Origin of the sequence: Curtobacterium sp. AB451 (genome assembly GCF_050585845.1) — a bacterium.
In the GTDB taxonomy this organism is placed as follows: domain Bacteria; phylum Actinomycetota; class Actinomycetes; order Actinomycetales; family Microbacteriaceae; genus Curtobacterium.
Genome location: NZ_JBOBQG010000004.1, coordinates 92761 through 117994, shown reverse-complemented (window position 1 = coordinate 117994; position 25234 = coordinate 92761). Strand labels below are relative to the sequence as shown.

Annotated in this window: 24 protein-coding genes; 14 read left to right on the top strand and 10 right to left on the bottom strand. The window is 71.0% G+C overall.

Annotated elements, in window-relative coordinates; translation table 11 throughout:
* Window positions 1-98 precede the first annotated feature (98 nt).
* The 3 genes from ACQXVK_RS10480 (at window position 99) to ACQXVK_RS10470 (ending at window position 1950) form a co-directional block, all read left to right on the top strand.
* Complete coding sequence (locus tag ACQXVK_RS10480; protein ID WP_022907424.1) at window positions 99-497, top strand: DUF3253 domain-containing protein; 399 nt, start codon at window positions 99-101, stop codon at window positions 495-497.
* Window positions 498-532: 35 nt separating this feature from the next.
* Entirely contained in the window at window positions 533-1642 is a 1110-nt protein-coding gene (locus ACQXVK_RS10475; RefSeq protein WP_430853527.1) for an SDR family oxidoreductase, read from the top strand.
* A 131-nt stretch (window positions 1643-1773) separates the two neighbouring features.
* Complete coding sequence (locus ACQXVK_RS10470) at window positions 1774-1950, top strand: CsbD family protein (RefSeq protein ID WP_022907426.1); 177 nt, start codon at window positions 1774-1776, stop codon at window positions 1948-1950.
* 59 nt (window positions 1951-2009) lie between these two features.
* Here ACQXVK_RS10470 and ACQXVK_RS10465 read toward each other — a convergent pair whose 3' ends face one another.
* Window positions 2010-3083, bottom strand: coding sequence for a spore photoproduct lyase family protein (locus tag ACQXVK_RS10465; protein ID WP_430853526.1), 1074 nt, complete (start codon window positions 3081-3083; stop codon window positions 2010-2012).
* A 140-nt stretch (window positions 3084-3223) separates the two neighbouring features.
* On the opposite strand from ACQXVK_RS10465, the gene ACQXVK_RS10460 reads away from it, so the two are divergent.
* Window positions 3224-3541 (top strand): biopolymer transporter Tol, encoded by a 318-nt coding sequence (locus ACQXVK_RS10460; protein ID WP_430853525.1) that lies wholly within the window; start codon window positions 3224-3226, stop codon window positions 3539-3541.
* A gap of 1 nt (window position 3542) precedes the next feature.
* On the opposite strand, the gene ACQXVK_RS10455 is transcribed toward ACQXVK_RS10460, so the two are convergent.
* The 5 genes from ACQXVK_RS10455 to ACQXVK_RS10435 all read right to left on the bottom strand — a co-directional run bounded on the left by ACQXVK_RS10455 (window position 3543) and on the right by ACQXVK_RS10435 (window position 9041).
* Entirely contained in the window at window positions 3543-3695 is a 153-nt protein-coding gene (locus ACQXVK_RS10455) for a hypothetical protein (RefSeq protein WP_430853524.1), read from the bottom strand.
* 43 nt (window positions 3696-3738) lie between these two features.
* Complete coding sequence (locus tag ACQXVK_RS10450; RefSeq protein WP_430853523.1) at window positions 3739-5613, bottom strand: glycoside hydrolase family 35 protein; 1875 nt, start codon at window positions 5611-5613, stop codon at window positions 3739-3741.
* A gap of 71 nt (window positions 5614-5684) precedes the next feature.
* On the bottom strand, window positions 5685-7019 hold the full coding sequence (locus ACQXVK_RS10445; RefSeq protein WP_430853522.1) for an ABC transporter substrate-binding protein: 1335 nt from the start codon (window positions 7017-7019) through the stop codon (window positions 5685-5687).
* Window positions 7020-7119: 100 nt separating this feature from the next.
* Window positions 7120-8109, bottom strand: coding sequence for a carbohydrate ABC transporter permease (locus ACQXVK_RS10440; protein ID WP_022905754.1), 990 nt, complete (start codon window positions 8107-8109; stop codon window positions 7120-7122).
* Window positions 8106-9041, bottom strand: a complete 936-nt coding sequence (locus ACQXVK_RS10435; protein ID WP_430853521.1) for a carbohydrate ABC transporter permease — start codon at window positions 9039-9041, stop codon at window positions 8106-8108. Before ACQXVK_RS10435 ends, ACQXVK_RS10440 begins: the two co-directional genes overlap by 4 nt.
* Before the next feature lie 186 nt (window positions 9042-9227).
* Between ACQXVK_RS10435 and ACQXVK_RS10430 the strand changes: the two genes are divergently transcribed.
* Both ACQXVK_RS10430 and ACQXVK_RS10425 read left to right on the top strand, forming a co-directional pair.
* Window positions 9228-10214 carry a LacI family DNA-binding transcriptional regulator gene (locus ACQXVK_RS10430; protein WP_402268008.1) on the top strand — a complete coding sequence of 329 codons (987 nt, stop codon included), beginning with the start codon at window positions 9228-9230 and terminating at the stop codon, window positions 10212-10214.
* Window positions 10215-10377: 163 nt separating this feature from the next.
* Window positions 10378-10671: a hypothetical protein gene (locus ACQXVK_RS10425; protein WP_022905757.1), complete on the top strand. Its 294-nt coding sequence runs from the start codon at window positions 10378-10380 to the stop codon at window positions 10669-10671.
* Between the two features lie 712 nt (window positions 10672-11383).
* Here the strand turns inward: ACQXVK_RS10425 and ACQXVK_RS10420 are convergent.
* Window positions 11384-12889, bottom strand: coding sequence for an alpha-N-arabinofuranosidase (locus ACQXVK_RS10420; protein ID WP_022905758.1), 1506 nt, complete (start codon window positions 12887-12889; stop codon window positions 11384-11386).
* Between the two features lie 226 nt (window positions 12890-13115).
* Here ACQXVK_RS10420 and ACQXVK_RS10415 point away from each other — a divergent pair, with 226 nt between their 5' ends.
* Genes ACQXVK_RS10415 through ACQXVK_RS10405 form a run of 3 tightly spaced genes read left to right on the top strand, consistent with a single transcriptional unit; the run spans window position 13116 to window position 16410 of the window.
* Complete coding sequence (locus ACQXVK_RS10415; protein WP_022905759.1) at window positions 13116-14483, top strand: extracellular solute-binding protein; 1368 nt, start codon at window positions 13116-13118, stop codon at window positions 14481-14483.
* Window positions 14484-14528: 45 nt separating this feature from the next.
* Window positions 14529-15494, top strand: a complete 966-nt coding sequence (locus tag ACQXVK_RS10410) for a carbohydrate ABC transporter permease (RefSeq protein WP_022905760.1) — start codon at window positions 14529-14531, stop codon at window positions 15492-15494.
* Window position 15495: 1 nt separating this feature from the next.
* Window positions 15496-16410 (top strand): carbohydrate ABC transporter permease, encoded by a 915-nt coding sequence (locus ACQXVK_RS10405; RefSeq protein WP_402267367.1) that lies wholly within the window; start codon window positions 15496-15498, stop codon window positions 16408-16410.
* A gap of 150 nt (window positions 16411-16560) precedes the next feature.
* Here ACQXVK_RS10405 and ACQXVK_RS10400 read toward each other — a convergent pair whose 3' ends face one another.
* Window positions 16561-16938, bottom strand: coding sequence for a VOC family protein (locus ACQXVK_RS10400; RefSeq protein ID WP_430853520.1), 378 nt, complete (start codon window positions 16936-16938; stop codon window positions 16561-16563).
* A gap of 484 nt (window positions 16939-17422) precedes the next feature.
* Here ACQXVK_RS10400 and ACQXVK_RS10395 point away from each other — a divergent pair, with 484 nt between their 5' ends.
* Complete coding sequence (locus ACQXVK_RS10395; protein WP_430853519.1) at window positions 17423-17935, top strand: hypothetical protein; 513 nt, start codon at window positions 17423-17425, stop codon at window positions 17933-17935.
* A gap of 16 nt (window positions 17936-17951) precedes the next feature.
* On the opposite strand, the gene ACQXVK_RS10390 is transcribed toward ACQXVK_RS10395, so the two are convergent.
* Window positions 17952-18791: a siderophore-interacting protein gene (locus tag ACQXVK_RS10390; RefSeq protein ID WP_430853518.1), complete on the bottom strand. Its 840-nt coding sequence runs from the start codon at window positions 18789-18791 to the stop codon at window positions 17952-17954.
* A 28-nt stretch (window positions 18792-18819) separates the two neighbouring features.
* Here ACQXVK_RS10390 and ACQXVK_RS10385 point away from each other — a divergent pair, with 28 nt between their 5' ends.
* From ACQXVK_RS10385 to ACQXVK_RS10370, 4 genes are read left to right on the top strand one after another with little or no spacing between them, the layout of a single operon-like run.
* Entirely contained in the window at window positions 18820-19899 is a 1080-nt protein-coding gene (locus tag ACQXVK_RS10385) for a FecCD family ABC transporter permease (protein ID WP_430853517.1), read from the top strand.
* Entirely contained in the window at window positions 19896-21080 is a 1185-nt protein-coding gene (locus tag ACQXVK_RS10380) for a FecCD family ABC transporter permease (protein WP_430853516.1), read from the top strand. The genes ACQXVK_RS10385 and ACQXVK_RS10380 overlap by 4 nt, the downstream gene beginning before the upstream one ends.
* Complete coding sequence (locus ACQXVK_RS10375; protein ID WP_430853515.1) at window positions 21077-21994, top strand: ABC transporter ATP-binding protein; 918 nt, start codon at window positions 21077-21079, stop codon at window positions 21992-21994. Before ACQXVK_RS10380 ends, ACQXVK_RS10375 begins: the two co-directional genes overlap by 4 nt.
* Window positions 21995-22005: 11 nt before the next feature.
* Window positions 22006-23028 (top strand): ABC transporter substrate-binding protein, encoded by a 1023-nt coding sequence (locus ACQXVK_RS10370; RefSeq protein WP_430853514.1) that lies wholly within the window; start codon window positions 22006-22008, stop codon window positions 23026-23028.
* 137 nt (window positions 23029-23165) lie between these two features.
* Here ACQXVK_RS10370 and ACQXVK_RS10365 read toward each other — a convergent pair whose 3' ends face one another.
* On the bottom strand, window positions 23166-25217 hold the full coding sequence (locus ACQXVK_RS10365; protein WP_430853513.1) for a transglycosylase domain-containing protein: 2052 nt from the start codon (window positions 25215-25217) through the stop codon (window positions 23166-23168).
* Window positions 25218-25234: the final 17 nt, after the last annotated feature.

Below are 25234 nucleotides of genomic sequence, written 5' to 3'. Positions count from 1 at the left end.
TGCGGGCGGGCGGCATCGGGAACGGGGTTCACCGACCCGATGCTGCCAGCCGTGCCTGGGCTGGGTGCGCAACCGGACAGCGGGGAGAGGATGGGCGCATGGGACGCGCGATCAGGACCGAGGCGGACGCGACGGCGAACGCGGCCGAGCACGCCGAACGCACCTGCGCGTCGTGCGGGCGTCGGATGCCCGCGTCCGCGGCTCCGGACGCGAAGTACTGCTCGGCCGCGTGCCGGAAGCACGGCGTCGACGCGACCGACCGGGCGCTCGAACAGCGGATCGACGAGCTGCTCGCAGCGCGCTCCCGGTCATCCAGCATCTGCCCGTCGGACGCCGCTCGGGCACTCGACCCGGACGGTTGGCGCGACCTGATGGAACCGGCGAGACGTGCCGCCCGCCGCATGGTCGCGCGCGGCGAGGTCGAGATCACGCAGCACGGCAGCGTGGTCGATCCGTCCACGGCGAAGGGCCCGATCCGGATCCGACGCCCCCGGTAGGGAACACCTGTCGGGCGTGGGCGTTGCACCCGGGGATGACACTCGACACCGCACCGACCGACACCGCACCGACCGACGTCCGTCCCGAGGCCCTCGTCGTGGGCGCCAGCGGCATCACCGGCTCCGCACTGGTGGACCACCTGCTCGGCCTCGGCTGGGCCGTCACCGCGCTCTCCCGGCGCCCGCTCCCCCGCGACGGGGTCCGGACCGTGGCCGCCGACCTGCGCGACCCGGACTCGCTCCGCACCGCCCTCGCCGGCGAGCGCCCGACGCACGTGTTCTTCACCGCCTGGCAGCGCCAGGAGACCGAGGCCGAGAACATCCGCGTGAACGGCGGCATGGTCCGAGACCTGCTCGCCGCACTCGACCACGCGCCGCTCGCGCACGTCGCCCTCGTCACCGGGTTGAAGCACTACCTCGGTCCGTTCGAGGCGTACGCGGCGGGCGAGATGCCGGACACGCCCTTCCACGAGGAGGAGCCGCGGCTCGACACCCCGAACTTCTACTACGCGCAGGAGGACGAGCTCTTCGCGGCCGCCGAGCGACAGGGCTTCACGTGGTCGGTGCACCGCTCGCACACGGTCATCGGGCACGCGGTCGGCAACGCCATGAACATGGGCCTGACCATCGCCGTGCAGGCGACCCTGGCGAAGGAGCTCGACCTCGACTTCGTCTTCCCCGGCAGCGCTGAGCAGTGGAACGGCCTGACCGACATGACGGACGCCGGCCTCCTCGCGGAGCACATGGTGTGGGCGTCGACGACCCCGGCGGGAGCCGACCAGGCGTTCAACATCGTGAACGGCGACGTGTTCCGCTGGCGCTGGATGTGGCCCCGGCTCGCGGCGCACCTCGGCGTCGACCCCGCCCGCGTGGTCGGCTTCGAGGGCGAGCCCCGCCCGCTGGAAGCGCAGATGGCCCCGTACGAGTCCGCGTGGGCCGGGATCGCCGAGCGCCACGGGCTCGCCGAGCCGGACATCACCCGCCTCGCCTCGTGGTGGCACACCGACGCCGACCTCGGTCGCGCGATGGAGGTCGTGACAGACATGGGCAAGAGCCGCGACGCCGGCTTCACCGCGTTCCGTCGGACCGAGCGCGCCTTCGCCGAGCTGTTCGACCGCTACCGGGCCGACCGCCTCGTCTCCTGATCCGTACCCCGACGGAAGCAACCGGGGTACACCAACCTGCGCCTCGGCCGCGAACCCCGCGGTGGCGCCTGGTTGTCTTCGTGGCACAGGCGCCGGGGACCCTCGGCGGTTCCCGGAGGAAGGAAGACACCATGTCGCTCGGAGACAAGGCCAAGGACGCCACCCAGAAGATCGTCGGCAAGGTCGAGGAGGCCGTCGGCAAGCACACCGACGACGCCGAGCTCAAGCACCAGGGCCAGAAGGACCAGGCCATGGGCGAGGCACGCCTCGAGACCGAGAAGGCCAAGGACAAGCTCGACGGTCACTGAACCCGTCGAACCACGCAACGCCCGCGCCGTCCGGCGCGGGCGTTCGTCGTTCCGTGCGGTCAGAAGGCGTAGCGGATCCGGCAGCTCGGCAGGTGCTCCGCGACGAGCTCGCGGAAGCGCTCGACCAGCGCCCCCTTCATCCCGGAGCGGTACCGGACGTTCACCGCACCGTTCTGGGACACCTTCTGCTCCTGCAGGTCCGGACGCCAGAGGAGTTCTTCGGCCTTCGGGTGCCAGCCGAGGTTCACCTCGTGCAACGCCTCGTTGTGGGTGAGGAAGATGACCTCGGCCGCGAGCTGCGCCTTCGCCGCCGGTGACAAGACGTCGTCGACCTGTCGGAGCAGCTCGGTCCAGTCGGCCTCCCACGTCGGTGTGAGGACGACGGGTGAGAAGTTGAGGTGGACCTCGTACCCGGCGTCGACGAAGTCGTTCACCGCGGCGATCCGTTCGGCGACCGGGCTCGTCCGGATGTCGGTGACCTTGGCGGTCTCGTGCGGCATCAGCGAGAACCGGATGCGGGTGCGTCCCACCGGGTCCCAGTCGAGCAGGTCGCGGTTCACGTACTTCGTGGCGAAGGACGCCTTCGCCGTGGGCGACATCCGGAACAGGTCGCAGAGGTCGCGGACGTTGTCGCTCAGCATCGCGTCCACCGAGCAGTCGCTGTTCTCCCCGATGTCGTAGACCCACGCGTCGGGGTCGCACTGGTTCGGTTCGGTCTTCGGCCCCTGCTTCGCGATGTTCCGGGCGACGTGCTTCGTGATCTGGTCGATGTTCGCGAAGACCGTGACGGGGTTGCTGTAGCCCTTGCGCCGCGGGACGTAGCAGTACGCGCACGCCATGGCGCAGCCGTTCGCCGTCGAGGGGGCGATGAAGTCGGCGGAACGCCCGTTCGGCCGGGTCACGAGGGACTTCTTCACGCCGAGCACGAGCGCCTCGGTCTTGATGCGCACCCACCGCTGGACGTTGCGCTCGTCGCCGTGCACCTCGGGGATGTTCCAGTGCGAGGCGACGGGCACGATCTCGGCGTCGGGCCAGCGTCCGACGACCTCCTGCCCGCGCTGCAGCTCGAGGGCGGCGGGCTCGGCGTAGATCCGGCGGACGTCGAGCAGGGGGCGCGGGTGGGGTGCGGGCATCCCCGCCGTTCTACCGTGCGCCCCTGACACCGCCCACCGGATCCGCGCGCTGACCGTTCCGGTTCGCGATCCCCGGGGATCTCGAACCGGAACGGTCACCACCCCGGACGAACGCGGCGTCCGCTGCGAGACTCGAGGACATGACCGCGACCCCCGACGACCACTTCTTCGTCGTCGACGGCCGGCGGTGGCGACGGACCGATCCCGCGCTCCCGGAGGACGTCGCCGCAGCGCTCCGGTCCCATCTCGGCCGGGGTCGCAACGCGGTCGGGGAGGCCAGGCGATCGGGCGACGAGGACGCCCTCGCGGCCGCGCGGCACCGCAACGGCCTGGCGAAGCACGGGCTCGGCGAGCGCGGGCCCGAGTGGTGGAGTCGCCCCGAGGCCGACCGGATCGCCGACGCACGAGCGGCCCTGGCCGAACTCGACGCGCTCGACGGACTCCGTCGCGCGCCGTAGGTCAGGGGCGGTACTCGTGGGGCTGCTTCGGGGTGGGGGTCGGGGGTGTGCCCGCCCCGACGACCCCGTCGGACCCGAACGAGGTCAGCACCCCCGCCAGCACGTGGAGCGCCGTCGCGACGACCCGCCCCACCGAACGCAGTACCTGCACCATCGCGACCCCCTCGGTCCCTGTCCGTCCGCTCAGCGTAGCCCGATCAGGCCTCGGTGTGGCCGAGGTCCGGCTCGACGCGGAGGCACACCGTGCGGGACGCGGCGGCGTGCAGCTCGAGGACGACGACGTCGTTCCGCCCGGCGCGGAGCACCGGTCCGGGGACGGCCAGGGTGCGCTGCGGCCCGCGGGACCAGTACCGGCCGAGGCAGAACCCGTTGACCCAGGCGACGCCCTTCCGGAAGCCGTCGAGCGACAGGTACCGGTCGTCGGGCTCCGCGAGGTCGAAGGACCCCGTGGCGAACGTCGGTCCGGCCAGCACGTCGCCGTCGGTCGCGAGTGCGTCGCTGAGCATCGTCCGGGCCGACTCGGGCAGGGGGTCGAGGGTGAGCGGCGACGCGGTCCACCGGGCGAGCGGCACACCGTCGACGGCGACCCCGCCGATCAGGCCCTTCGGCTCGCCGATGCGCGGGCCGTAGTCGACGCGGCCCTGGTCCTCGACGAGGAGCTCGAGCGTGCCGGTGACCGGCGGCAGCGCGATCGCGCGGTCGTGGTGCTCCCGCTCGAGCACGCCGACGACGGTGCCGTCGACGGAGACCACGGCGCGGTCGCGGACCTCCTCGCCGACGGTGAGCACGCCGCCGGCCGGCAGGTCGACCTCGGTCCGGTGCACGACGAAGCCCGAGGCGGCGCCGAGCGCGTCGAACGTCGGCGGGACGTCGTGCGAGGACCAGTCGGTGAGCGCCGGGAGCAGGGCGCGCAGGGACGTGACGCGGTCGAGGCGGACGGCGACGTCCGCGGCGGGGGTGGGCCGCGCCTCCTGGACCGCCGCGTCGGACCCGCTGGACGCGACGGAACCGCCGGACGCGACGGACCCGCCGGACGGGTCGGACGCGAGCCGTCCGGATCCACCCGGACGCATCGAGTCGGGCAGCGGCGGCACGGGCGCGTAGCGCTCGATGACCGAGCGGAAGGCGTGGAACTTCTCCGTCGGACGCCCGGCCTCGTCGAGCGGGGCGTCGTAGTCGTACGACGTCGCGATGGGGCGGTACACGCCCTTGTCGTTCGCACCGTTCGTGAAGCCGAAGTTCGTGCCGCCGTGGAACATGTAGACGTTCACCGAGCCGCCGGCGGCGAGCAGGTCGTCGAGGTCCGCGGCGCTGTCGGCGGCCGAGGTCGTGTGGTGGTGCTCGCCCCAGCTGTCGAACCAGCCGTCCCAGAACTCCGAGCACATGAGGGGGCCGGTGGGCTGGGCCTCGCGGAGGCGTGCCAGCCGGGCGACGGACCGCGAGCCGAACGAACCGGTCTTGTGCAGCGAGGGCAGCGACCCGTCCTCGAGCATGGTGCCCATCGGCTGGTCGACGCTCGTGAACGGCACGGTGAGGCCGATCGCGCGGTGCATCTGCTCGAGCTTCGACAGGTAGACCGGGTCGGAGCCGTACGCGCCGTACTCGTTCTCGACCTGCACGAGGACGATGGGCCCGCCGGCGTCGATCTGCCGCGGGACGAGCACGGGGGCGAGCTGCTGCAGGTAGGTCTCGACGGCTGCGAGGAAGCCGGGCTCGTCGCGGCGGACCCCGACGGTGCCGTCGGCGAAGAGCCAGTACGGCAGACCGCCGTTCGTCCACTCGGCGCAGATGTAGGGCCCGGGGCGGACGATGGCGTGCATGCCCTCGGCGGCGACGAGGTCGAGGAAGCGGCCGAGGTCGAGCCCGCCGGTGAGGTCGAAGACGCCGGGCGACGGAGCGTGCGCGTTCCAGGCGACGTAGGTCTCGATGGTGTTGAGCCCCATCAGCTTCGCCTTGCGGATCCGGTCGGCCCACAGGTCGGGGTGGACGCGGAAGTAGTGGATCGCGCCGGACAGGATCCGGTGCGGCTCGCCGTCGAGCAGGAAGTCGGTGTCGCCGATGGCGAAGCGCATGGGGGAACTCTCTCAGGAGACGGGGCCGTGCGGAAGGATCCGCACGGCCCCGGGTCGAACTGGTGTGGTGACTACTTGGACGAGACCGTGAAGCCCTGGTCCTCGCCGTACTTCGCGAGGGCCTTCTGCCACGCGGCGAGCCCGCTCTCGAGCGAGGTGCCGTTCTCGTACGACTGGCCGACGGTGTCGGCGTAGACGCTGTTCGCGTACACCTGGTACGGCAGGTAGGTGAAGTCGTTGGTCGACGACTTCGACGCGTCGACGAGCACCTTGTTGATCTGCTGGCCGCCGAAGTAATCGGGCTTCTCGTCGAGGAACGCCGAGGACTCGAGGTCCGCCGTGGTGGACGGGAAGCCGCCGGACTTCATGAAGACGCCGGTCGACTCCTTCGAGGAGTTCAGCCACTTCAGGAAGCCCGCCGCGAGCGCCGGGTTCTTCGACTGCTTCATGACCGCCTCGGCGCTGCCGCCGTTGTTCGCGGTCTGGGCCGTGCCGCCGTCGTAGGTCGGCATCGGCGCGACGCGCCAGTCACCGCTCGCGTCCGCGACGCTCGCCTCGAGGTTGCCCGGCATCCAGGCACCGGTGATCAGCGTGGCGATCTGGCCGTTGCCGAGCTGCTTGTACCAGTCGTCGCTCCAGCCGACGGTCTTCGACAGCAGCCCCTGCTCGACGAGCTGGTCCCAGGTCTTGGTCCACTTCTTCGTGCCGGCGTCCTCGAGGTTGATCGTGACCTTGTCGCCCTTCGTGGTGAAGGGCGTGCCGCCGGCCTGGGCGATCATGCTCGTGGTGAAGCCCGCGTCGCCGGAGTCGGCCGCGATGTACGCGTCCGGGTCGGCGGTGTGCAGCTTCTTCGCCGCGGCGACGTACTCGTCCCACGTCTTCGGCACGGAGATGCCGTACTTGTCGAACACGGCCTTGTTGTAGAACAGCGCCATGGGGCCCGAGTCCTGGGGCAGACCGTAGATCTTGCCGTCCATGTCGACGGAGCTCCACGTGCTGGCCGCGAACTTGTCCTTCAGGTCGCCGAACCCGTACGACGACAGGTCGAGGAGCGAGTCGGACAGGGCGAACTGCGGGAGCGCGTAGTACTCGACCTGGGCGACGTCCGGGGCGCCGGAGCCGGCCTTGATCGTGTTCTGCAGCTTCGTGTACTGGTCGGCACCGGTGCCGGCGTTGACGAGCTTGACCTTCACCTTGGGGTAGGCCTTCTCGAACGCGGCCACCTGGTCCTTGGCGGACGGGGTCCAGGACCAGTAGGTCAGCGTGCCGCCGTCCTTGAGGGCCTTCGAGATGTCGTCGGACGAACCGCCGGACGAGGAGCCGCCGGAGGCGCAGGCGGCGAGGGCGACGGCTGCGGTGACGCCGATGGCGACGGCGCTGAGGCCGCGCCGGAGACGCTTGTTCATGGAGGTGCCTTTCACTTCTTCGTGGAGAGGGGGTGGAGCTGCTGTGTGCCGGACCGGCAGGCGCGTGGCGGGGTCGCCCCGCGCCTCCCGGCCTGACGGGTCAGGCCTTGACGGACCCGGCCGCGAGGCCGGACTGCCAGAAGCGCTGGAGGAAGAGGAACGCGACCACGATCGGGATGATCGTGAGGAGCGATCCGGTGACGACGAGGTTGTAGATCGGCTCGGCACCGGACCCGGTGGCCTGCGCGTTCCACTGGTTCAGGCCGACGGTCAGGGGGTACCACTTCGGGTCGCTCAGCATGATGAGCGGCAGGAAGTAGTTGTTCCAGGTGGCGACGACCGCGAAGAGCAGGACGGTGACGACACCGGGAGCGAGCAGACGGAGCGCGATCGTGAAGAAGATGCGGAACTCGCCGGCGCCGTCCATGCGGGCGGCCTCGAGGAGTTCGGCGGGGATGGCGTCCACCGCGTAGGTCCAGATGAGGTACATGCCGAACGGGCTGATGAGCGAGGGCAGGATGATCGCCCACGGGGTGTTCGTCAGGCCGAACTGCGAGAAGAGCAGGAACGTCGGGACGGCGAGGGCGGTGCCGGGGACGGCGATCGCGCCGAGGACCACGGCGAACACCGCGCGGCGGCCGGGGAACTGGAACTTCGCCATGCCGTAGCCGGCGATCGTGGCGAGGAGCGTCGCACCGCCGGCGCCGACGACCACGTAGAGCAGCGTGTTGCCGAGCCACTGGACGAAGATGCCGTCGTTGTACGTGAGCGTGTCGACGATGTTCTGCCAGAGGTTGAACTTCCCGCCGAACCACAGACCGAAGGTGGACAGGAGCGAGGCCTGCGTCTTCGTGCTGTTCACGAGCAGGTAGAACAGCGGCGCGAACGAGTAGACGACGAACACGATCATCACGGCGGTGAGGAGGCCGGAGCGCTTCGGCCTGCGGCCGTCGACGTGCTGCTCGGCCTTCCGCTCGGCACGCCGGGAGGCGCGGGTCGACCGGGTGCGCGGGTCACGGAGCGTCGTGGTCGCCTCGGTCACGGTGGCCGGGCCGGTCGCGCCGGTCGCCGGGTGCTGCAGGGTGCTCATCGGTTCTCCTCGCGGGTGCCGCGGACCTGGACGACGTAGGCGATCACCGCGGTGATCACGCCCATGACGATCGCGACGGTGGCGGAGTAGTTGAACTGCTGGCCGCTGAAGGACAGCGAGTAGGCGTACATGTTCGGGGTGAAGGCGCTGCCGATGACGTTCGGGGCGAGCGTCTTCAGCAGGTTCGGCTCGTTGAAGAGCTGGAAGCTGCCGATGATCGAGAAGATCGTGGCGATCACCATCGGGCCGCGGAGCGCCGGGAGCTTGATCGAGAACACGGTGCGCATGGGGCCCGCGCCGTCGAGCTCGGCGGCTTCGTACAGCTCACCGGGCACGGTGCGGAGCGCGGCGTAGAAGATCAGCATGTTGTAGCCGAGGAACTCCCACGTGACCACGTTGCCGATCGACGTGAGGACCCAGTCCGGGCTGAACGGCTGCAGCAGGTCGATGCCCATCGCGTGGTTCGCCGTGCCGGTGAGGCCGAACTGGTTGCCGTAGATGAAGCCCCAGATGAGCGCCGCGACGACACCGGGGACCGCGTAGGGCAGGAACACCGCGATGCGGAAGAACGACGTCCCCCAGAGCCGGGCGCTGTCGAGCGCGAGGGCGGCGACGAGGGCCAGGCCGAGCATGATCGGGACCTGCACGACGAGGAACACCGCGACGCGGCCGAGGCCCGACCAGAACTTGGCGTCCTGGAAGAGCTGCACGTAGTTGGCGAACCAGACGAACTGGTTGCCGCCGATGAGCTGGTCGCGGAACAGACTGAGCCACAGCGCGTACCCGATCGGCACGATGAGCATCGCGACGAGCACGAGGACGAAGGGGCCGACGAAGAGCCATCCCGTGTAGCGGCCGCGCGGCCTGGCGCGGCGCCGCGGTGGCACGGCCGGCGCGGTGGATCCGGCTGCGCGCGCTTCCAGCGTGCTCATGTGACTCCCTTGTCGTGCGGTGTTCCGGTCCGTCGATGTTGACGTCAACATCGAACGCCGCGACGATAGCATGGCAACGTCAACATGCGCTACCGTCTGGGGACTGCAGGGCAGATCGCCCGGAACCGGAGGGGCATCGTGACGACCGAACTGGCGGCTGCGGCCGCCGCACGTCGCTCCCCGTCGATGGCCGCCGTGGCCGAAGCCGCCGGGGTCTCCATGCAGACCGTCTCCCGGGTCGCCCGCGGGTTCGACAACGTCTCCCCCGACACCCGCGACCGTGTCCGGCGTGCGATGGACGACCTCGGTTACCGGCCGAACCGCGCCGCCCGGGCACTGCGCTCCGGGCGCTTCCGCACGATCGGCGTGATCATGTTCACACTCGCGTCGTTCGGCAACATGCGCACCCTCGAGGCGATCGCCGACGCAGCGGGTGCCGCCGACTTCACCATCACGCTGCTGCCGATGGCCTCACGCACCGAGGAAGGCGTCCGCTCGGCCTTCTCGCGACTGCACGAGCAGGCCGTCGACGGCGTGGTGATCATCATCGAGTCGCACATCATCGACACGGCCGAGGTCGTCCTGCCCGACGGCGTGCCGATGGTCGTGGTCGACTCCACGGGCACCACACAGCACCCCGCGATCGACACCGACCAGGCCGACGGCGCCCGCCGGGCCACGCAGCACCTGCTCGACCTCGGCCACGAGACCGTCTGGCACGTCGCCGGGCCCGAGTCGTCCTACTCGGCCGCCCGACGGCTCGCCGCCTGGCAGGCCACGCTCGAAGCCGCCGGGCGGCCCGTCCCGCCGGTGTTCCGCGGCGGCTGGGGCTCCGAGTCCGGGTACCGCGCCGGGCAGGAGATCGCCCGGCGCCCGGAGATCACCGCGGTGTTCGCCGCGAACGACCAGACCGCGCTCGGGGTCCTCCGGGCGGCGCACGAGGCCGGGCGACCCGTGCCCGGGACCCTCAGCGTGGTGGGCTTCGACGACTCCCCCGAGTCCGACTCGTTCTGGCCGCCGCTCACCACCGTGCACCAGTCCTTCGACGAGGTCGGTCGTCGTGCGGTCACGAACCTGCTGTCCCAGATCGACGGGCAGCCCGTCCGGAACGAGGCCGATCTCGTCCCGGTGCGCCTGGTCGTCCGCTCGAGTACGGCGCCGCCGCCCGCCTGACGCCGGGCAGGGTGTGGCTGCACGTCACACGGTCAGCGAGCGGGGCGTACCGTGCACACGAAGCCGGCTTGCTGTCCCGGCCCCGGGTGTGCGCCACTTCCGTGTGTCCGGAGGACGAGCCACCGCTGCGGTCCTCATCTCCCCACCTCGGCGCGTTCGGATCATGAAGAACATCGTGTACGGCCTGAGCGCCGTCCTGACCTCGGACGAGGCAGCGGACGCCGTCCTGGACTACGCCGCAGCGCTCGCGCACGCCGGACTCGCGGACACCGTGGCGGTCCCGACCGTCGACGCCTTCGGGAGCACCACGACGACGTCCTTCCTGCTCGCCCCGGCGCTCGGACTGCTGGTCGAGGACGCGCCGGACGATCCACTCGGCCCCGACACGGCCGCCTTCGTCGAGGAGATCACCTGGCGGGCCCGGGCCGTGCGCTGCACCCCGCCGCCGCCCGCCTGAGGCGTCGCGCTGCTGCGCCGCCCCGCCGCCGCGCCCTCGCGCCGTCGCGGGCACCTCACGCGCCCACCGACACATCACGCGCCCGGCACCCCGTGAACTGTCGCCCGCCCCGTGAACACGCAACCGCCCTCCGGACAGGAGGCGCGGCACCAGCCCGCCCCGCGCCTCCCGGCCACCGCCACGCGCCTCACGGCCACCACCAAGCGCCTCACGCGCCCAGCGACAGCTCACGCGCCCGCCACCCCGTGAACTGTCGCCCACGCCGTGAACACGCGACCGCGCGGCGGACGGGAGGCGCGGCACCAGCCCGCCCCGCGCCTCCCGGCCGCAGCCAAGCGGCCTCCCGACCACCGCAACGTGCCTCACGCGCCCACCGACACCTCACGCGCCCGCCACCGCGTGAACTGTCGCCCACGCCGTGAACACGCGACCGCGCGGCGGACGGGAGGCGCGGCACCAGCCCGCCCCGTGCCTCCCGGCCGCAGCCAAGCGGCCTCCCGACCACCGCAACGCGCCTCACGCGCTCACCGACACCTCACGCGCCCGCCACCGCGTGAACTGTCGCCCACCCCGTGAACTGGCATCGCACCCGGCCGGCCGGCCGCTACGCCGCCCCACATGCCCCGCGCACGGCAGAGGGCGCCGGCACCGCGAAGCGGCCCGACGCCCTCTGTGCTCACTCGACGCCCGCCGCAGCGTGCGCCGAGGCGCTTCAGCCGATCGACACGGCGGTCCAGGAGACCGGCGGCAGTTCGATCGTGATGGTGTCACCCTCGCGGCGGACGGTGTCGTTCGTGCGCAGTCCGACGCGCTCGGTGTTCGCCAGGTCGTTCACCGCGTGCAGGTCGTCGTCCCAGACGCCCTCGGCGCGGACGTCACCCTCGACGGACAGGCCGGCGAGGTCGATCGTCACCGAGGTCGACTCGGACGGGTGCCGGTTGACCAGGAAGACCGCGGCCTTGCCGTCCTCGCCGACGGTGGCGGCCGAGTCGACGACCGGGACCTCGCCGTACTTGCCGCCGTCGACCGTGTCGCCAGAGGACTTGACCTGCAGCGACGTGCCGTTGGCCAGGCGCGAGGTCAGCGAGAACGGGAAGAACGTCGTCTGGCGCCAGGCCGGGCCGCCGGGCTCGGTCATGATCGGGCCGATGACGTTGACCAGCTGCGCGAGCGACGCCGAGGCGACGCGGTCCGCGTGGCGGAGCAGCGAGATGAGCAGGCCGCCGACGACGACGGCGTCCGCGACGGTGTAGACGTCCTCGAGCAGGCGAGGGGCGACCGGCCAGTCCTGCAGCTCGAAGGTCTTCTGCTGCTCGTTCCACTTCGAGATGGACCAGACGTTCCACTCGTCGAACGAGATGTCGATCCGCTTGTCGGACTTCTTCTGCGCCTGCACGTGGTCGGCGGCGGTCGTGACCGTCTTGATGAAGTGGTCCATGTTCACGCCGGAGGCGAGGAACGAGGCGAGGTCGTCGCCCTCCTCGTAGTAGGCGTGCGCGGAGATGTAGTCGACGTCGTCGTAGGTGTGCTCGAGGACGGTGCGCTCCCACTCGCCGAACGTCGGCATCGAAGCTCCGGAGGAACCGCAGGCCACGAGCTCGAGGTCCGGCTGGATCTGCCGCATGGCCTTGGCGGTCATCGCGGCGAGCTTGCCGTAGTCCTCGGCGTTCTTGTGGCCGAGCTGCCACGGGCCGTCCATCTCGTTGCCGAGGCACCACATCGAGATCGCGAAGGGCTCCTGACGGCCGTTCGACTTCCGGTACTCGCTGAGCGCGGTACCGGCGTCGATGTTCGCGTACTCGAGGAGCTCGATGGCCTCCTGCGTGCCGCGGGTGCCGAGGTTGACGGCGAGCATGAGCTCCGAGCCGACCTGGTCGAGCCAGTGCTGGAACTCGTGCAGGCCGACCTCGTTCGTCTCGGTCGAGTGCCAGGCGAGGTCGAGACGACGGGGACGCTGCTCGACCGGGCCGACGCCGTCCTCCCACTTGTAGCCGGAGACGAAGTTGCCACCGGGGTAGCGGATCGCGGACACACCGAGTTCCTTGACGAGCTCGACGACGTCCTTGCGGAAGCCGTGCTCGTCAGCGGTCTCGTGCGCCGGCTCGTGGATGCCGTCGTAGACGTGGCGTCCGAGGTGCTCGACGAACCCGCCGAACAGGCGACGTCGCACCGGCCCCACGGTGAACGCGGCATCGAGGACGAGGTGTGTGCGGGGCATGGATCTCCTTCGATCGTGGGGCTGCCTGCGCTCGACGAAAGTGAGCGCTCACGTTCCCGAAACGCTAGCGGCTTTCCGCGCGACACGAAAGGGGGCGCCCGCGAACATCACGGATCGGCCGCCAGCCGCACCGAAAGGGTGGCGGCACGCCGGGACGCGCGCTAACGTGAGCGCTCACGGAGCACCGACCCTGCTCCGACTCGGCCCGTCCCGATGGAGTGATGCCATGCCGAACCGTATCCCCGTACCCACCTCGCACCCACGAGGCGGTGCCTTCACGCGGAGGAGCCTCCTCGCCGCAGGTGCAGCCGCCGCCACGGTGCTGCCGCTCGCGGCCTGCTCCAGCCCCCTCGCCGCCGGCATCGCCGGTGCCCCGCTCAACCCGGAGACCCTGGTCTTCTGGAACCTCTTCGGCGGCGGTGACGGCGTCCGCATGCAGGACATGGAGGCCGGCTACGCCAAGCAGCACGGCGGCTCGTCGTCCCTGCAGGCGACCACCTTCGCGTGGGGCAACCCGTACTACTCGAAGGTCACACTGGCCACCGTCGGGAACAAGCCGCCGGACGTCGCGATCGCCCACCTCACCCGTGCGAAGCCGCTCTGGGACGGTGACCTGCTCGACCCCATCACGAGCGACGACCTGGCGAGCGTCGGCCTGAGCGCCAGCGACTTCAACCAGAAGGCCTGGACGGCGCAGAAGACCGACGGGAAGAACATCTGCATCCCGCTCGACACCCACCCGTTCGTCCTGTTCTACAACGTTGACATCTGCCAGAAGGCGGGCCTGATCGACGGCGACGGCAAGCTCAAGGACCTCACCGGGATCGACGCCTTCGAGAGCGCGCTGGCCGCGGTCGCGAAGGTCACCGGCGGCACGGCCCTCAACGTCGCCAACGTCAGCGAGGTCGCGACCCCGTGGCGCTTCTTCTGGACCATGTACAACCAGATCGAGGGGGCGACGCCGTTCATCAGCGACGGCGGCTCGAAGCTGACCGTGAACGAGGACGCCTACACGAAGGTCACCGACATGACCCAGAAGTGGGTCAAGAACGGCTGGCTGAACAAGGGCCTCGACTACGCCACGGCGCAGACGCTGATGTTCACCGGCAAGGCCGGCTTCTTCATGCAGGGCGAGTGGGAGATCAGCACGGCGCAGTCGATCAAGGGGCTGAAGTTCGGCATGGCGCCGATCCCGCAGCTCTTCGACAAGCCGGCGACGCAGGCCGACTCGCACACGTTCATCCTGCCCCGCAAGGACCGGACGCCGGAGCAGCGGAAGGCCCACATGCTCTTCATCAAGCAGATGCTCGAGCAGAGCCTCACCTGGGCCCAGGGCGGACACGTCCCGGCGTACCTGCCGACGTACGACAGCACCGCGTACAAGAAGCTCACGCCGCAGTCGAACTACGCCTCGGCCGCCGAGAGCGCGGTGTTCGACGACCCGGCCTGGTACGGCGGCTCCGGATCGACGTTCGAGAACACCGTCGGCGCCCAGCTCGCCCTCGTCCAGCAGGGCAGCAGCTCCCCCGCGCAGGCCATGTCGGCGATCAAGGACCAGCTCGCGACCTACCTCAACACCCCGAGCCCGCTGTGACCGGGCACGTCCCCACCGTGAACACCGCGCGAAAGGCACGATGACGTGACTGCAGCACCAGTCCTCACCCGTCCCACGGAGGCGACCACCGCTCCTCGACGAACCGGCACCTACCGGACCAGCCTCACGCGCGGCCAGGGCCGCAGCGGGTGGCTCTTCCTCGCACCGTTCGGCCTGTTCTACCTGGCCTTCCTGCTCGGCCCCACGATCTGGATGATCGTCTCGAGCTTCTTCAACACCTCGACCGTCCGCACCGGGCTCGGCAGCTTCGCCGGGTTCGCCAACTACGCCGAGATGCTCGGCCGCGCCGACTTCTGGTCGTCGCTCTGGCACACGCTGCAGTTCACGCTGTACACGACGCCGCCGCTCGTCATCCTGGCGTTCCTGTTCGCCGTGCTGACGAACCGGATGAACCGCGGCCAGTGGTTCTTCCGCCTGGCGTTCTTCCTGCCGTTCATCCTGCCGTCGGCGACGATCTCGCTCATCTGGGTGTTCATCTTCACCCCGGCGACGGGTCTGTTCGCGTCCGTCCAGCAGGCGATCGGCATCACGCCGGGCGCCGGTGTGCTGGCGAGCCCGAACACCGCGATGATCGGCGTCGCGATCGCCACCGTCTGGTGGACGCTCGGGTTCAACTTCGTCCTCTACCTCGCCGGGCTCCAGGAGATCCCGCGCGAACTGTACGAAGCCGCCGCGGTCGACGGGGCGTCGAGCTGGCAGCAGATCAAGTCGATCACGCTGCCGCTGCTCGGGCGCACCACGACGCTGGTCATCCTGCTGCAGATCATCGCCAGCCTGAAGATCTTCGACCAGGTGTACCTGATGACGAACGGCGGACCGGGCATCTCCACCCAGGTCTCGCTGCAGCTCATCACGGGCGTCGGCTTCACCGACAACCGACTCGGTGCCGCCTCGGCCGCATCGGTGCTCCTGTTCATCGTGATCGTCGCGATCGCAGTCATCCGGCAGCTCGTCGAGCGCGCTGCCGCCAAGCGAGAGATCGGGGCCTGACATGACCGCCACCGAGAGCATCACCACCGACCGCCCCCGCTTCCGCTCCGGCGTCTCCGCCGCGGCACCCGCGAACGCCGCGAAGATCGGCGTCTCGGGCAAGGGGTTCAACATCACGGCCGCGATCATCCTCACGGTGTTCGCGATCATCTGGCTCATCCCGAGCCTGTTCGCCCTGAAGACGTCGCTGTCCGACAACGGCGTCGCGGCCCTCGGCGCGAACGCCATCCTGTCCAACTGGAACCCGACGCTGCACTCCTACGCGGCACTGTTCCAGGCCGGCGACATCTGGAACTGGTACCTCGCGAGCGGCATCACGAGCGTGGTCACCGCGCTCCTGACGGTGCTGTTCGCGTCGATGGCCGCGTTCGCGCTGTCGCGACTCGTGTTCCGCGGGCGCAACGTCGCGTTCCTGCTCATCATCCTCGGGATCATGATCCCCACGCAGGTGCTGATCATCCCGATCTTCCAGGAGCTCAACTCCGTCGGCCTGCTGAACACCTACTGGTCGGTCATCTTCCCGCAGGTGCCCGCCGTGATCGCGGTGTTCATCTTCAAGCAGTTCTTCGACGGGATCCCGCGGGAGCTCGAGGAGGCCGCCCGCATCGACGGCGCCGGCATCTGGAAGGTCTACTGGTCGGTCATCCTGCCGCTGTCACGTCCGGTGATCGCGGCGGTGACGATCCTGACGTTCGTCGGGGTCTGGAACAACCTGCTGCTGCCGCTGTTCGTGCTGTCGAACCCGGACCTCATGACGATCCCGGTCGGGCTCGCCACGGTCCAGGGCAGCTTCGGCCAGCGCTACGCGGACATCCAGGCCGGAGCGATCCTCGCGGCGCTGCCGCTGATCATCCTCTACCTGATCTTCCAGCGGCAGATCGTCGAGGGCGTGACGGGGTCCGGCCTGAAGGGCTGACGCCACCACAGGACGGACGGGCGCGCCCCGCTCAGCGGCAACGCGAAGCGTTGCGCGGGGCGCGCCGACCGAGCCTGCGAGGGAGGCGCGGTGCCAGCTGGCACCGCGCCTCCTGTCCGTCTACGGGTCGCGCCTCGCGAGGGGGCTCCTTCACAGCGGCGCGAGCCGCGTCCGGAGGAGGCAGAACTCGTTGCCCTCCGGGTCCTGCAGGACGTGCCAGGACTCCTCCCCCGTCTGTCCGACGTCGGCCGGCCGCGCTCCGAGCGCCAGCAGCCGATCGAGTTCGGCGTCCTGGTCGCGGTCCACGGGGCTGAGGTCGAGGTGGAACCGGAGCGGCTGCGTCTTCGCGTGTTCGACCTTCGCGAGGATGATCGTCGGGGTCGCGCCGCCGAACCCAGCGGCTGGGCCGATCTCGATGCCGTCCTCGTCCCTTGCGAGTTCGACGTAGTCGAGGACCGCGCACCAGAAGCGCGACAACGCCTCGGGGTCGGCACAGTTGAGGACGAGTTCGCTCAGTCGGCTGCTCATGCCGCGGACGCTACCCGTCCGTCGAGCGGGCGGGCTCGCACGACGGTCGTTGGTCGCGGGGTCCCGCGGCCCGGGGCGGGGCGGTGCGGAGCGGCCGGATCGGCGTACCTGGCGGGAACGGGCGTACCCGGCGGGAACGGGCGTACCTGGTCGGAACTTTCGGGGCAGTACGCCCGAATCGACCAGGTACCGCGGGCTCGCCCGGTCGGAACGGGCGTACCCGGCGGGAACGGGCGTACCTGGCGGGAACTGGCGTAGCCGGTGGGAACGGGCGTACCTGGTCGGAACGTTCGGGGCAGTACGCCCGAATCGACCAGGTACCGCCCGCTCGCCCGGTCGGAACGGGCGTAGCCAGCGGGAACGCTGACGCGACCCCGGGACGGACGGGAGGCGCGGTGCCAGCTGGTACCGCGCCTCCTGTCCGCCTGTCGGTACCCCGGACGAGGGGTCGCCGGACCGCTGCGTGTTCCGGGATGATCGCGGGGTGCTGAAGACCCGCCGGCGGCTGCTGTCCGCGATCGCCGCCACCGGCGTCATGCTGACCCTGACCGGCTGCTCGGGCCACGACGCGTTCCCGAAGGACTACGGACACGCGTGGTTCGACCGGATGTCCTCGCTCCTCGGCGGTGGCGAGAGTGCAGCGGGCGGAGCCGGCGGGCAGCTCCTCGTGGAGGACGACGAGCGTGGAGCGGTCACGGGGTCCGCCGCGCTCGAGTACGACCTCTCCGGCCCGTACGACGTCCTCGCTGTGTGCCGCTCGACGGCGATCGTGCACCTGACGATCCGCGACTTCACCGCCCGGAAGGAGCACGGCGGCGAGTCGACGAACCCGCGCTCGGTCCTCGACGAGGGCGACATCGTCTGCGGCGCCACGACGCGGCTGTCCATCACGGTGCCCGCCGACGCGGACGGAATCGTGCTCGACGTCAGCACCGCGGACCGGTCGGGGCGAGCGCTGTGGGACGCGTTCGTGGTGCCCCGGGGTTGGACACCCTGAGGCGAGGGGATGTGCGTCAGGCGGGGACGGTCTCGCGCGCCTGGTGCTTCCAGAAGCCCGAGAAGGTGATCCGCGACTTCGGCAGCCCGGCCCGGTGCAGGTGTCGACGCCCCTCGGTCGCGAGGGTCGACTCCCCCACCACGAAGGCGTAGCCGCGGTCGTCGGTCGGCACGTGCCGCTGGAGCTCGGCGAGCGCCGCCCGCCCCGGGACCGCGTGCTCGTCGACCTCGTCGCGGACGATCCACGTGACGCGCACCCCGGCCGGGGCGTCGAGCGCGCGGACGTCGGCCGCCGTGGGGACCTCCTGGATGATGCGGCCGACGGTGTCCCTCGGCAGCGACGCCGCGATCCCGACGACCCCGGGGAGCCCGGTCTCCTCGGCGGCGATCAGGACCTCGCTGGTGTCGGGCGGGCAGTCGAAGATGCAGCCCTGGTCGAGCAGGGCGAGTTCGTCACCGGGGCGTGCACCGCAGGCCCAGATCGCGGCGCGGCCCTCAGGGGTGCCGTCGTCGTCGGTGTGCACGACGAAGTCGACGTCGAGCTCGGCCGTGCCGTCGTCGAGTCGGCGGAAGGCGGCGACGGTGTAGTTCGCACAGTGCGGCCGGACTTCCTCGGGGATGGCGAGGTAGGTCGGCCACCACTTCGTGCCGTCGAGCTCGGGCATCCGGAACGCGTCCTGGTCGGGGCGCTGCACGAAGAGGCGGAACCAGTGGTCGAACCCGAGGTACCGGAACTCGCCGAGGTCGTCCCCGGTGATCGTGACGCGGTGCATCGACGGGGTGACCCAGGCGCTGCCCACGACGTGGGCACGGAAGAGCCGGGGGTTCTCGGGCAGGAGCCGCGGGATCTTCGCCATGAGGCAAGGCTAACCTAAGATGATTTCCGTGCCAGCCCCGATCTCCGCTCCGGCTCCCGTCCGGCAGTCCCCCCGAGCGCGTCCGTCGGACGCGCTCGGTGTGCACCGCACCGCGCTCCGGCGGCGGGCGCTCGTGATCATCGGCCTCGTCGTGGTGGTCGTGCTCGTGGCGCTGGCGAGCCTGCTCCTCGGCAGCAACCGGATCGGCGCGGACCGGGTGCTCGACGGGCTCCTGCGCACCGGGAGCAGCACGGACGAGGCCATCGTCTGGGGCTCGCGCATCCCGCGGACACTCATCGGCGCGGCCGTCGGCGCCGCCCTGGGGATCGCCGGGCTGCTCATGCAGGGTCACACCCGGAACCCCCTCGCCGACCCCGGCCTGTTCGGTGTCTCGTCGGGCGCCGGCCTCGCGGTCGTGATCGGCGTCTACGTCTTCGGCATCACGAGCACGGGCGCCACGGTGTGGTTCGCGCTCGTGGGGGCCCTCGTGGCGAGCGTCGTCGTGTTCTCGGTGACGATCGCGGGGAGCGGGACCGCGAGTCCGGTTCCCCTCGCCCTCGCCGGCGCGGCGGTGTCGGCACTCCTCGGCGCCCTGACGTCGTTCGTGGTGCTCACCGACCAGGACTCGCTCGACGCGTACCGCCTGTGGGTCGTCGGGTCGCTCGCGGCACGGCAACTCGACGTCCTCGGAGCCGTGTGGCCGTTCCTGGTGGCCGGGCTGGTGCTCGCCGTGCTGAACGTGCGGGCGCTCGACGCACTCGGACTCGGGACCGACCTGGCGAAGGGCCTCGGGGAGAACGTGCTCGTCGCGCGACTCGTCGGACTCGGCGGCATCACGCTCCTCGCCGCCGGGGCGACCGCCGCCGCCGGACCGATCGGGTTCGTCGGGCTGACCGTGCCGCACGTCGCCCGGGCCCTCGTCGGCACGGGACACCGCTGGACCCTGCCGGTGTCCGCGCTCGTCGGGGCCGCGCTCGTGGTCCTCGCCGACGTGGTCGGCCGCCTGATCGGCGGTTTCGCCGAGGTGGAGGTCGGCATCGTCCTCGCCGTCATCGGTGGCCCGGTGTTCGTCGCCGTCGCACGCCGCCGATCGCTGGTGTCGCTGTGAGCGCGGCGGAGCAGGCGCGGACGCGCACGGACGCGCAGACGCAGACGCGCACGGACGCGCAGACGCAGACCCAGACGGACGCGCAGACGCAGACGCGCACGGAGACGCACCCCCGCACGCACACCGCCGCGGGCCGCCGCGGCGTCGTCATCGGCCCCGTCGGGCTCGCCTGGCGCCCCCGGGTCTTCTGGTACACGGTCGCCGCACTCGGGGCCGTCGGTGTCCTGATCGTCCTCGGCGTCGCGATCGGGTCGACCTGGATCGCCCCGGTGACGGTGATCCGGTCGCTGTTCGGGCTCGAGTCGGGACCGGACGCCTTCATCGTCTCCACCCTGCGCCTCCCCCGCGTGCTGACGGGCGCGCTGGTGGGCCTGACGCTCGGGGTCGCCGGAGCCCTGACCCAGACCTTCACGCGGAACCCGCTCGGGACGCCGGACATCATCGGGGTGACCTCCGGCGCGAGCGTGGGAGCGGTGGCCGCGATCGTGCTCGGCGGCGGGTCGTACTCGGTCTCCGCGGTCGTCCTCGGCGGCGGCATCCCGGTCGCCGCGACGATCGGCGCGCTCCTCGCGGCTGCGGCCGTGTACGGGTTCGGGTGGCGCGGCGGGGTGCAGAGCTACCGGTTGATCCTCGTCGGCATCGGGGTGGGCGCGACGCTCGACGCTGTCACGAGCTACCTGCTCGTCCGCGCGAAGATCACCGCCGCGGCCGCGGCCTCGCAGTGGCTCGTCGGCAGCCTGTCGAGCACGTCCTGGTCGAGCGTCTGGCCGCTGCTGATCGTCGCCGCGGTCGCCGTCCCCCTGGCGCTGGCCACGAGCGCCGCCCTCGGCGTCGGGCAGCTCGGCGACGAGGTCGCGACCGGCGTCGGCCTGGCCGTCCAGCGGCACCGGCTCGTCGTCATCGCGCTCGCGGTCGTCCTCACCGCCGCGGCCGTCGCCGCAGCCGGCCCGGTGGGGTTCGTCGCGTTCGTCGTCCCGCAGGTCGGGCTCCGGCTCGCCGGCACGAACCGTCCGCCCCTGCTGCTCGCCGGAGCGCTCGGCGCCGCCCTCGTCCTCGCCGCCGACCTGCTCGCCCGCTCGGCGTTCCCCTGGCAGGTCCCGGTGGGCATCATCACGACCGTGATCGGCGCCCCGTACCTGATCTGGCTCCTCATCCGTCACCGCAAGGAGATGTCCCGATGACCCGCACCGACAGCCGGCCCGGCACCACCGACACCCAGCCCGGCACCGCCGTCCCCGTGCTCGAGGCCCGCGGACTCGCCGTCGGCTACGACCGGCACCCCGTGCTCGCCGACCTCGACCTGCGGATCGAACGCGGCACGGTGACGACCTTCCTCGGTGCGAACGGCTGCGGGAAGTCCACGCTGCTCAAGGCCTTCGGCCGCGTCCTGAAGCCGCAGTCCGGCGAGGTCCACCTCGACGGCGTGCCGATCCGCCGCGAACCGAACCGGGCGGTCGCGAAGAAGCTCGCCATCCTCCCGCAGTCCCCCGTCGCCCCGGCCGGCACGAGCGTGCTCGACCTGGTCATGCGCGGCCGGAACCCGCACCAGTCGTGGGCGAAGCCCTGGACGGCCGACGACGCGGACATCGCCGAGCAGGCGATCGCGGCCACCGGCCTGACCGAGGTCGCCCACCGGGACGTCGCGAGCCTCTCCGGCGGCCAGCGGCAACGAGCGTGGATCGCCCTCGTCGTCGCCCAGCAGGCCGACACCCTCCTCCTCGACGAACCGACGACGTACCTCGACCTGGCGCACCAGCTCGAGGTCCTCCGGCTCGTCCGGCGCCTCAACCGCGAGCAGGGGTCGACCGTGGTCATGGTCCTGCACGACCTGACCCTCGCAGCCCGCTACTCGGACCGGCTCGTGGTCCTGCACGACGGCGGCATCGCAGCCGACGGCACGCCTGCCGAGGTCCTCACCCCGGAGCTGCTGGACCGTGCGTTCGGCCTGCACGCCCGCGTCGTGGCGGACCCGGTGACCGGTGCGCCGATGATCGTGCCCGAGGCCGACGAGCACGACGTGGTCCGGGCCGAGGCGACGCCGGCCGGCACCACCCGTCCGGAATCCGAACTGGCGGGCACCCGTAACTTAGGTTAGCCTCTCCTAACGTGAAGATCATCCGCCGCGGCTCCTTCCGCGCCGCCCTCGTGACCTCCGTGGCCGTCTCGGCCCTCCTCCTCGCCGGCTGCTCCAGCACGAACAGCTCCGACGACAGCGCCGGCAGCGGCAGCAGCGCCGCGGCCGACGGCGCCTGGTCGTACAAGGACGCCACCGGCACGACCATCAAGGTCGACCACACCCCGAAGCGCGTCGTCGTGCTCAACGACATCGCGATCTCGTTCATCGAGTACGGGCTCAAGCCGGTCGGCACCTTCGGGCAGCTCACCATGGCGAAGGACGCCCGCTTCGACGACCTCGACACCGACGGCATCACGCAGCTCGGCGCCGCCTACGGCGACATCGACCTCGAGCAGCTCGCCGCGCTGAAGCCCGACCTCGTCGTCACCTCGGTCTACCCGACCGACGAGCAGGGCACGCTCGACACCACCCAGCCGGGCTACGGGTTCAAGGACAAGGAGCAGCAGAAGCAGGTCGAGGCGATCGCTCCGGTGGTCCAGGTCAAGTGGGGCGGCAAGGGCGAGGACGTCATCGAGACGATCGCGAAGCTCGCCGAGTCGCTCGGCGCGAAGGAGTCGACGGTCGACAAGGCCGAGGACCGCTTCGAGACCGCCGCGGACGACCTCGAGAAGGTCGCGAAGGACTCGGACCTCTCGGTCGTCTCGATGTACGCCGACGGCGACGGCGCCTACGTGACGCGGCCGACCGACGAGCCGACGCTGCAGATGTACACCTCGTTCGGCGTCGACTTCGTGAACCCGAAGCCGAAGGGCTTCTACTGGGGCATCTACTCGTGGGAGAACGCCGGCCAGATCTCCGGTGACGTGATCCTGCTCTCGCAGCAGGGCTACCAGGTCGCCGACCTCGAGAAGCAGCCGACGTTCGCCGACAACGCGGCCCTCGAAGCGGGTCAGGTCCACAGCTGGACCTTCCCCGCACTCGACTACACCTCGCAGGCCGCCTACATGCAGCAGCTCGCGGGCTGGCTCCAGGACAGCAAGAAGCTGTCCTAGTCCGCACCTGCCGACGGACGGGAGCGCGCCCCGCTCAGCGGTGACGCGCCAGCGTCACGCGGGGCGCGCTGACCGAGCCTGCGAGGGAGGTGTGCCAGCTGGCACCGCGCCTCCCGTCCGTCGGATCCGTCAGTCCGTCACCCCACCGGCACCGCCGCGTTGACGGCCGTCTGCGCCTGCCGCCACACGGCTGCGCGGGTGCTCGCGTACGTCCCCTCGACGTTGGCGAAGTGCCGCAGGTTCGCCTTCCCGCCGTCGGTGTTGCCCTGCCAGTAGGCGGTCACCGCTCGGGTCGTCCCGCCGACGAGCCAGATCTGGTCGGCGGCGTCGGTCGTGCCCGTCTTGCCGAAGAGCGTCGCGCCGTCCGGTGTCTGCCCGCCGCTCGCGGTGCCGCCGCGGAACGCTCCCTGCATGACCTCGAACGCGGCGGTCGCGACGGCGGTCGGCACGGCCTGCCGGCACGCCCGCGGCTGCCCACCGAGCTCCTCGCCGTCCCGCGACGTCACCTGGTCGATGACGATCGGCGCGCAGTACACCCCGCCGTTCGCCACACCCGCGTACGCGGCCGCCATGGTGAGCGGCGCGATGCTCGTCGTGCCGAGCACCGCAGCCGGGTTCGCGGGGAGGGTGCCACCGGTGGCCGGGTGCACGCCGAGCGCCGCCGCGGTGTCACGGATGTCGCACAGGTCGAGCTGCTCGGCCATCGACGCGTAGGCGGCGTTCACCGACTGTGCCGTGGCCTGCCGGACCGTGAACGGGCCGGTCTGCCCCGGGGAGTCGTTCTTCGGGTTCCAGTAGGAGTCGATGGTCTGCCCGCACTGCGTCCAGGTGCTCCGGCCGCGCTTGGTGCCGTCGACGACCGCGTCCGGGCTCCTGCCCGCGGCCAGCCACTGCAGGAGCGTGAACATCTTGTAGGTCGAGCCGACTTGGAACCCGGTCGAGCCGCCGTTGTCCTCGTCGGTCGCGTAGTTCAGCGAGGTCGCACTCGCCGGGGCGTCCGACGAACGGTCGTAGTCCTTGTTCTGCGCCATGGTCAGGACACGGCCCGTCCCCGCCTCGACCGTGTCCAGTGTCGCGCCGAGGGCGAACCGCGACTCGGTTGCCGGGTCGTACCGGTCGAGCAGCGCCTTCTGCTGGCCGTTCAGGTCGAGGTCGAGCGTCGTCTGCACCCGGTACCCGCCCTTTCGCCAGGCGTCGTCGCGGCGGTCCTCGGTCGGGCCGAGCTGCGGCAGCTGCCTCGCGACCTCGACCGCGTACTGGCAGAAGAACTCGGCGCCGCGGGCGACGGCCTCGCACCCCTGCTGCGGGGGCGTGAGACGGACGTAGTCGGCTGGCTTCGTCGCGAGCGCCTCGGTGAGCTCGGCACGGCTCAGGTGCCCCTGCTCGTGCATCGACCGGAGGATGACGTCACGGCGGGCGACGTTGTCGGCGTAGTGACTCGGGCGCGACAGGTCCCGCCGTTCCGGCCACTGCACGATCGCGATCAGCGACGCGGCCTCGGCCGGGGACAGGTCGGTGGCGTCCTTGCCGTAGTAGCGCTGCGCGGCGGCCTGCACGCCGTACGTCTGGTCGCCGAAGTACGCGATGTTGAGGTACGCCGACAGGATCTCCTGCTTCGAGTACTCCTTCGCGAGGCCGATCGCCAGCTTCATCTCGGCGAGCTTGCGCTGAGCGGAACGCTTCGTCGCCTCCTCGTAGGCGGCGTCGCGCTCCTCGGCCGTCGGGAGCTCGCTCGCCTGCTGGATCTTGATGTTCCGCACCAGCTGCATCGTGATGGTCGACCCGCCGGAGCCGCCCTTGCCACCCGCGGCGACGACGCTCACGAGGGACCGGACCATGCTCGTCGCGTCGACCCCGCCGGTCTCGTAGAAGCGCTTGTCCTCGCCGTCCACCGCCGCGTGCTCGAGGGTGTCGCTGATCTGGTCGAGGCTGAGCTCCTGACGGTTCTGCGCCCAGACGTTCGCCAGGTGCACGGGCTTCCCGCCGCGGTACGCCCAGACCTCGTTCCGCTGGGGCAGCTCGCCGATCTCGATGTACTCGGGCATCGAGTCGAACACCCCGATCGCCGAGGTCGTCCCCACCCCGGCCACCGCCAGCACCGGCGTCACGCCGACCCCGACCAACAAACCGGCGAGCACACTCCCGCCGACGAAGCCGAGCGCGGCTCCTCCTGCACGTCTGAACGTCATCCCCTGGGCCTCCCCCT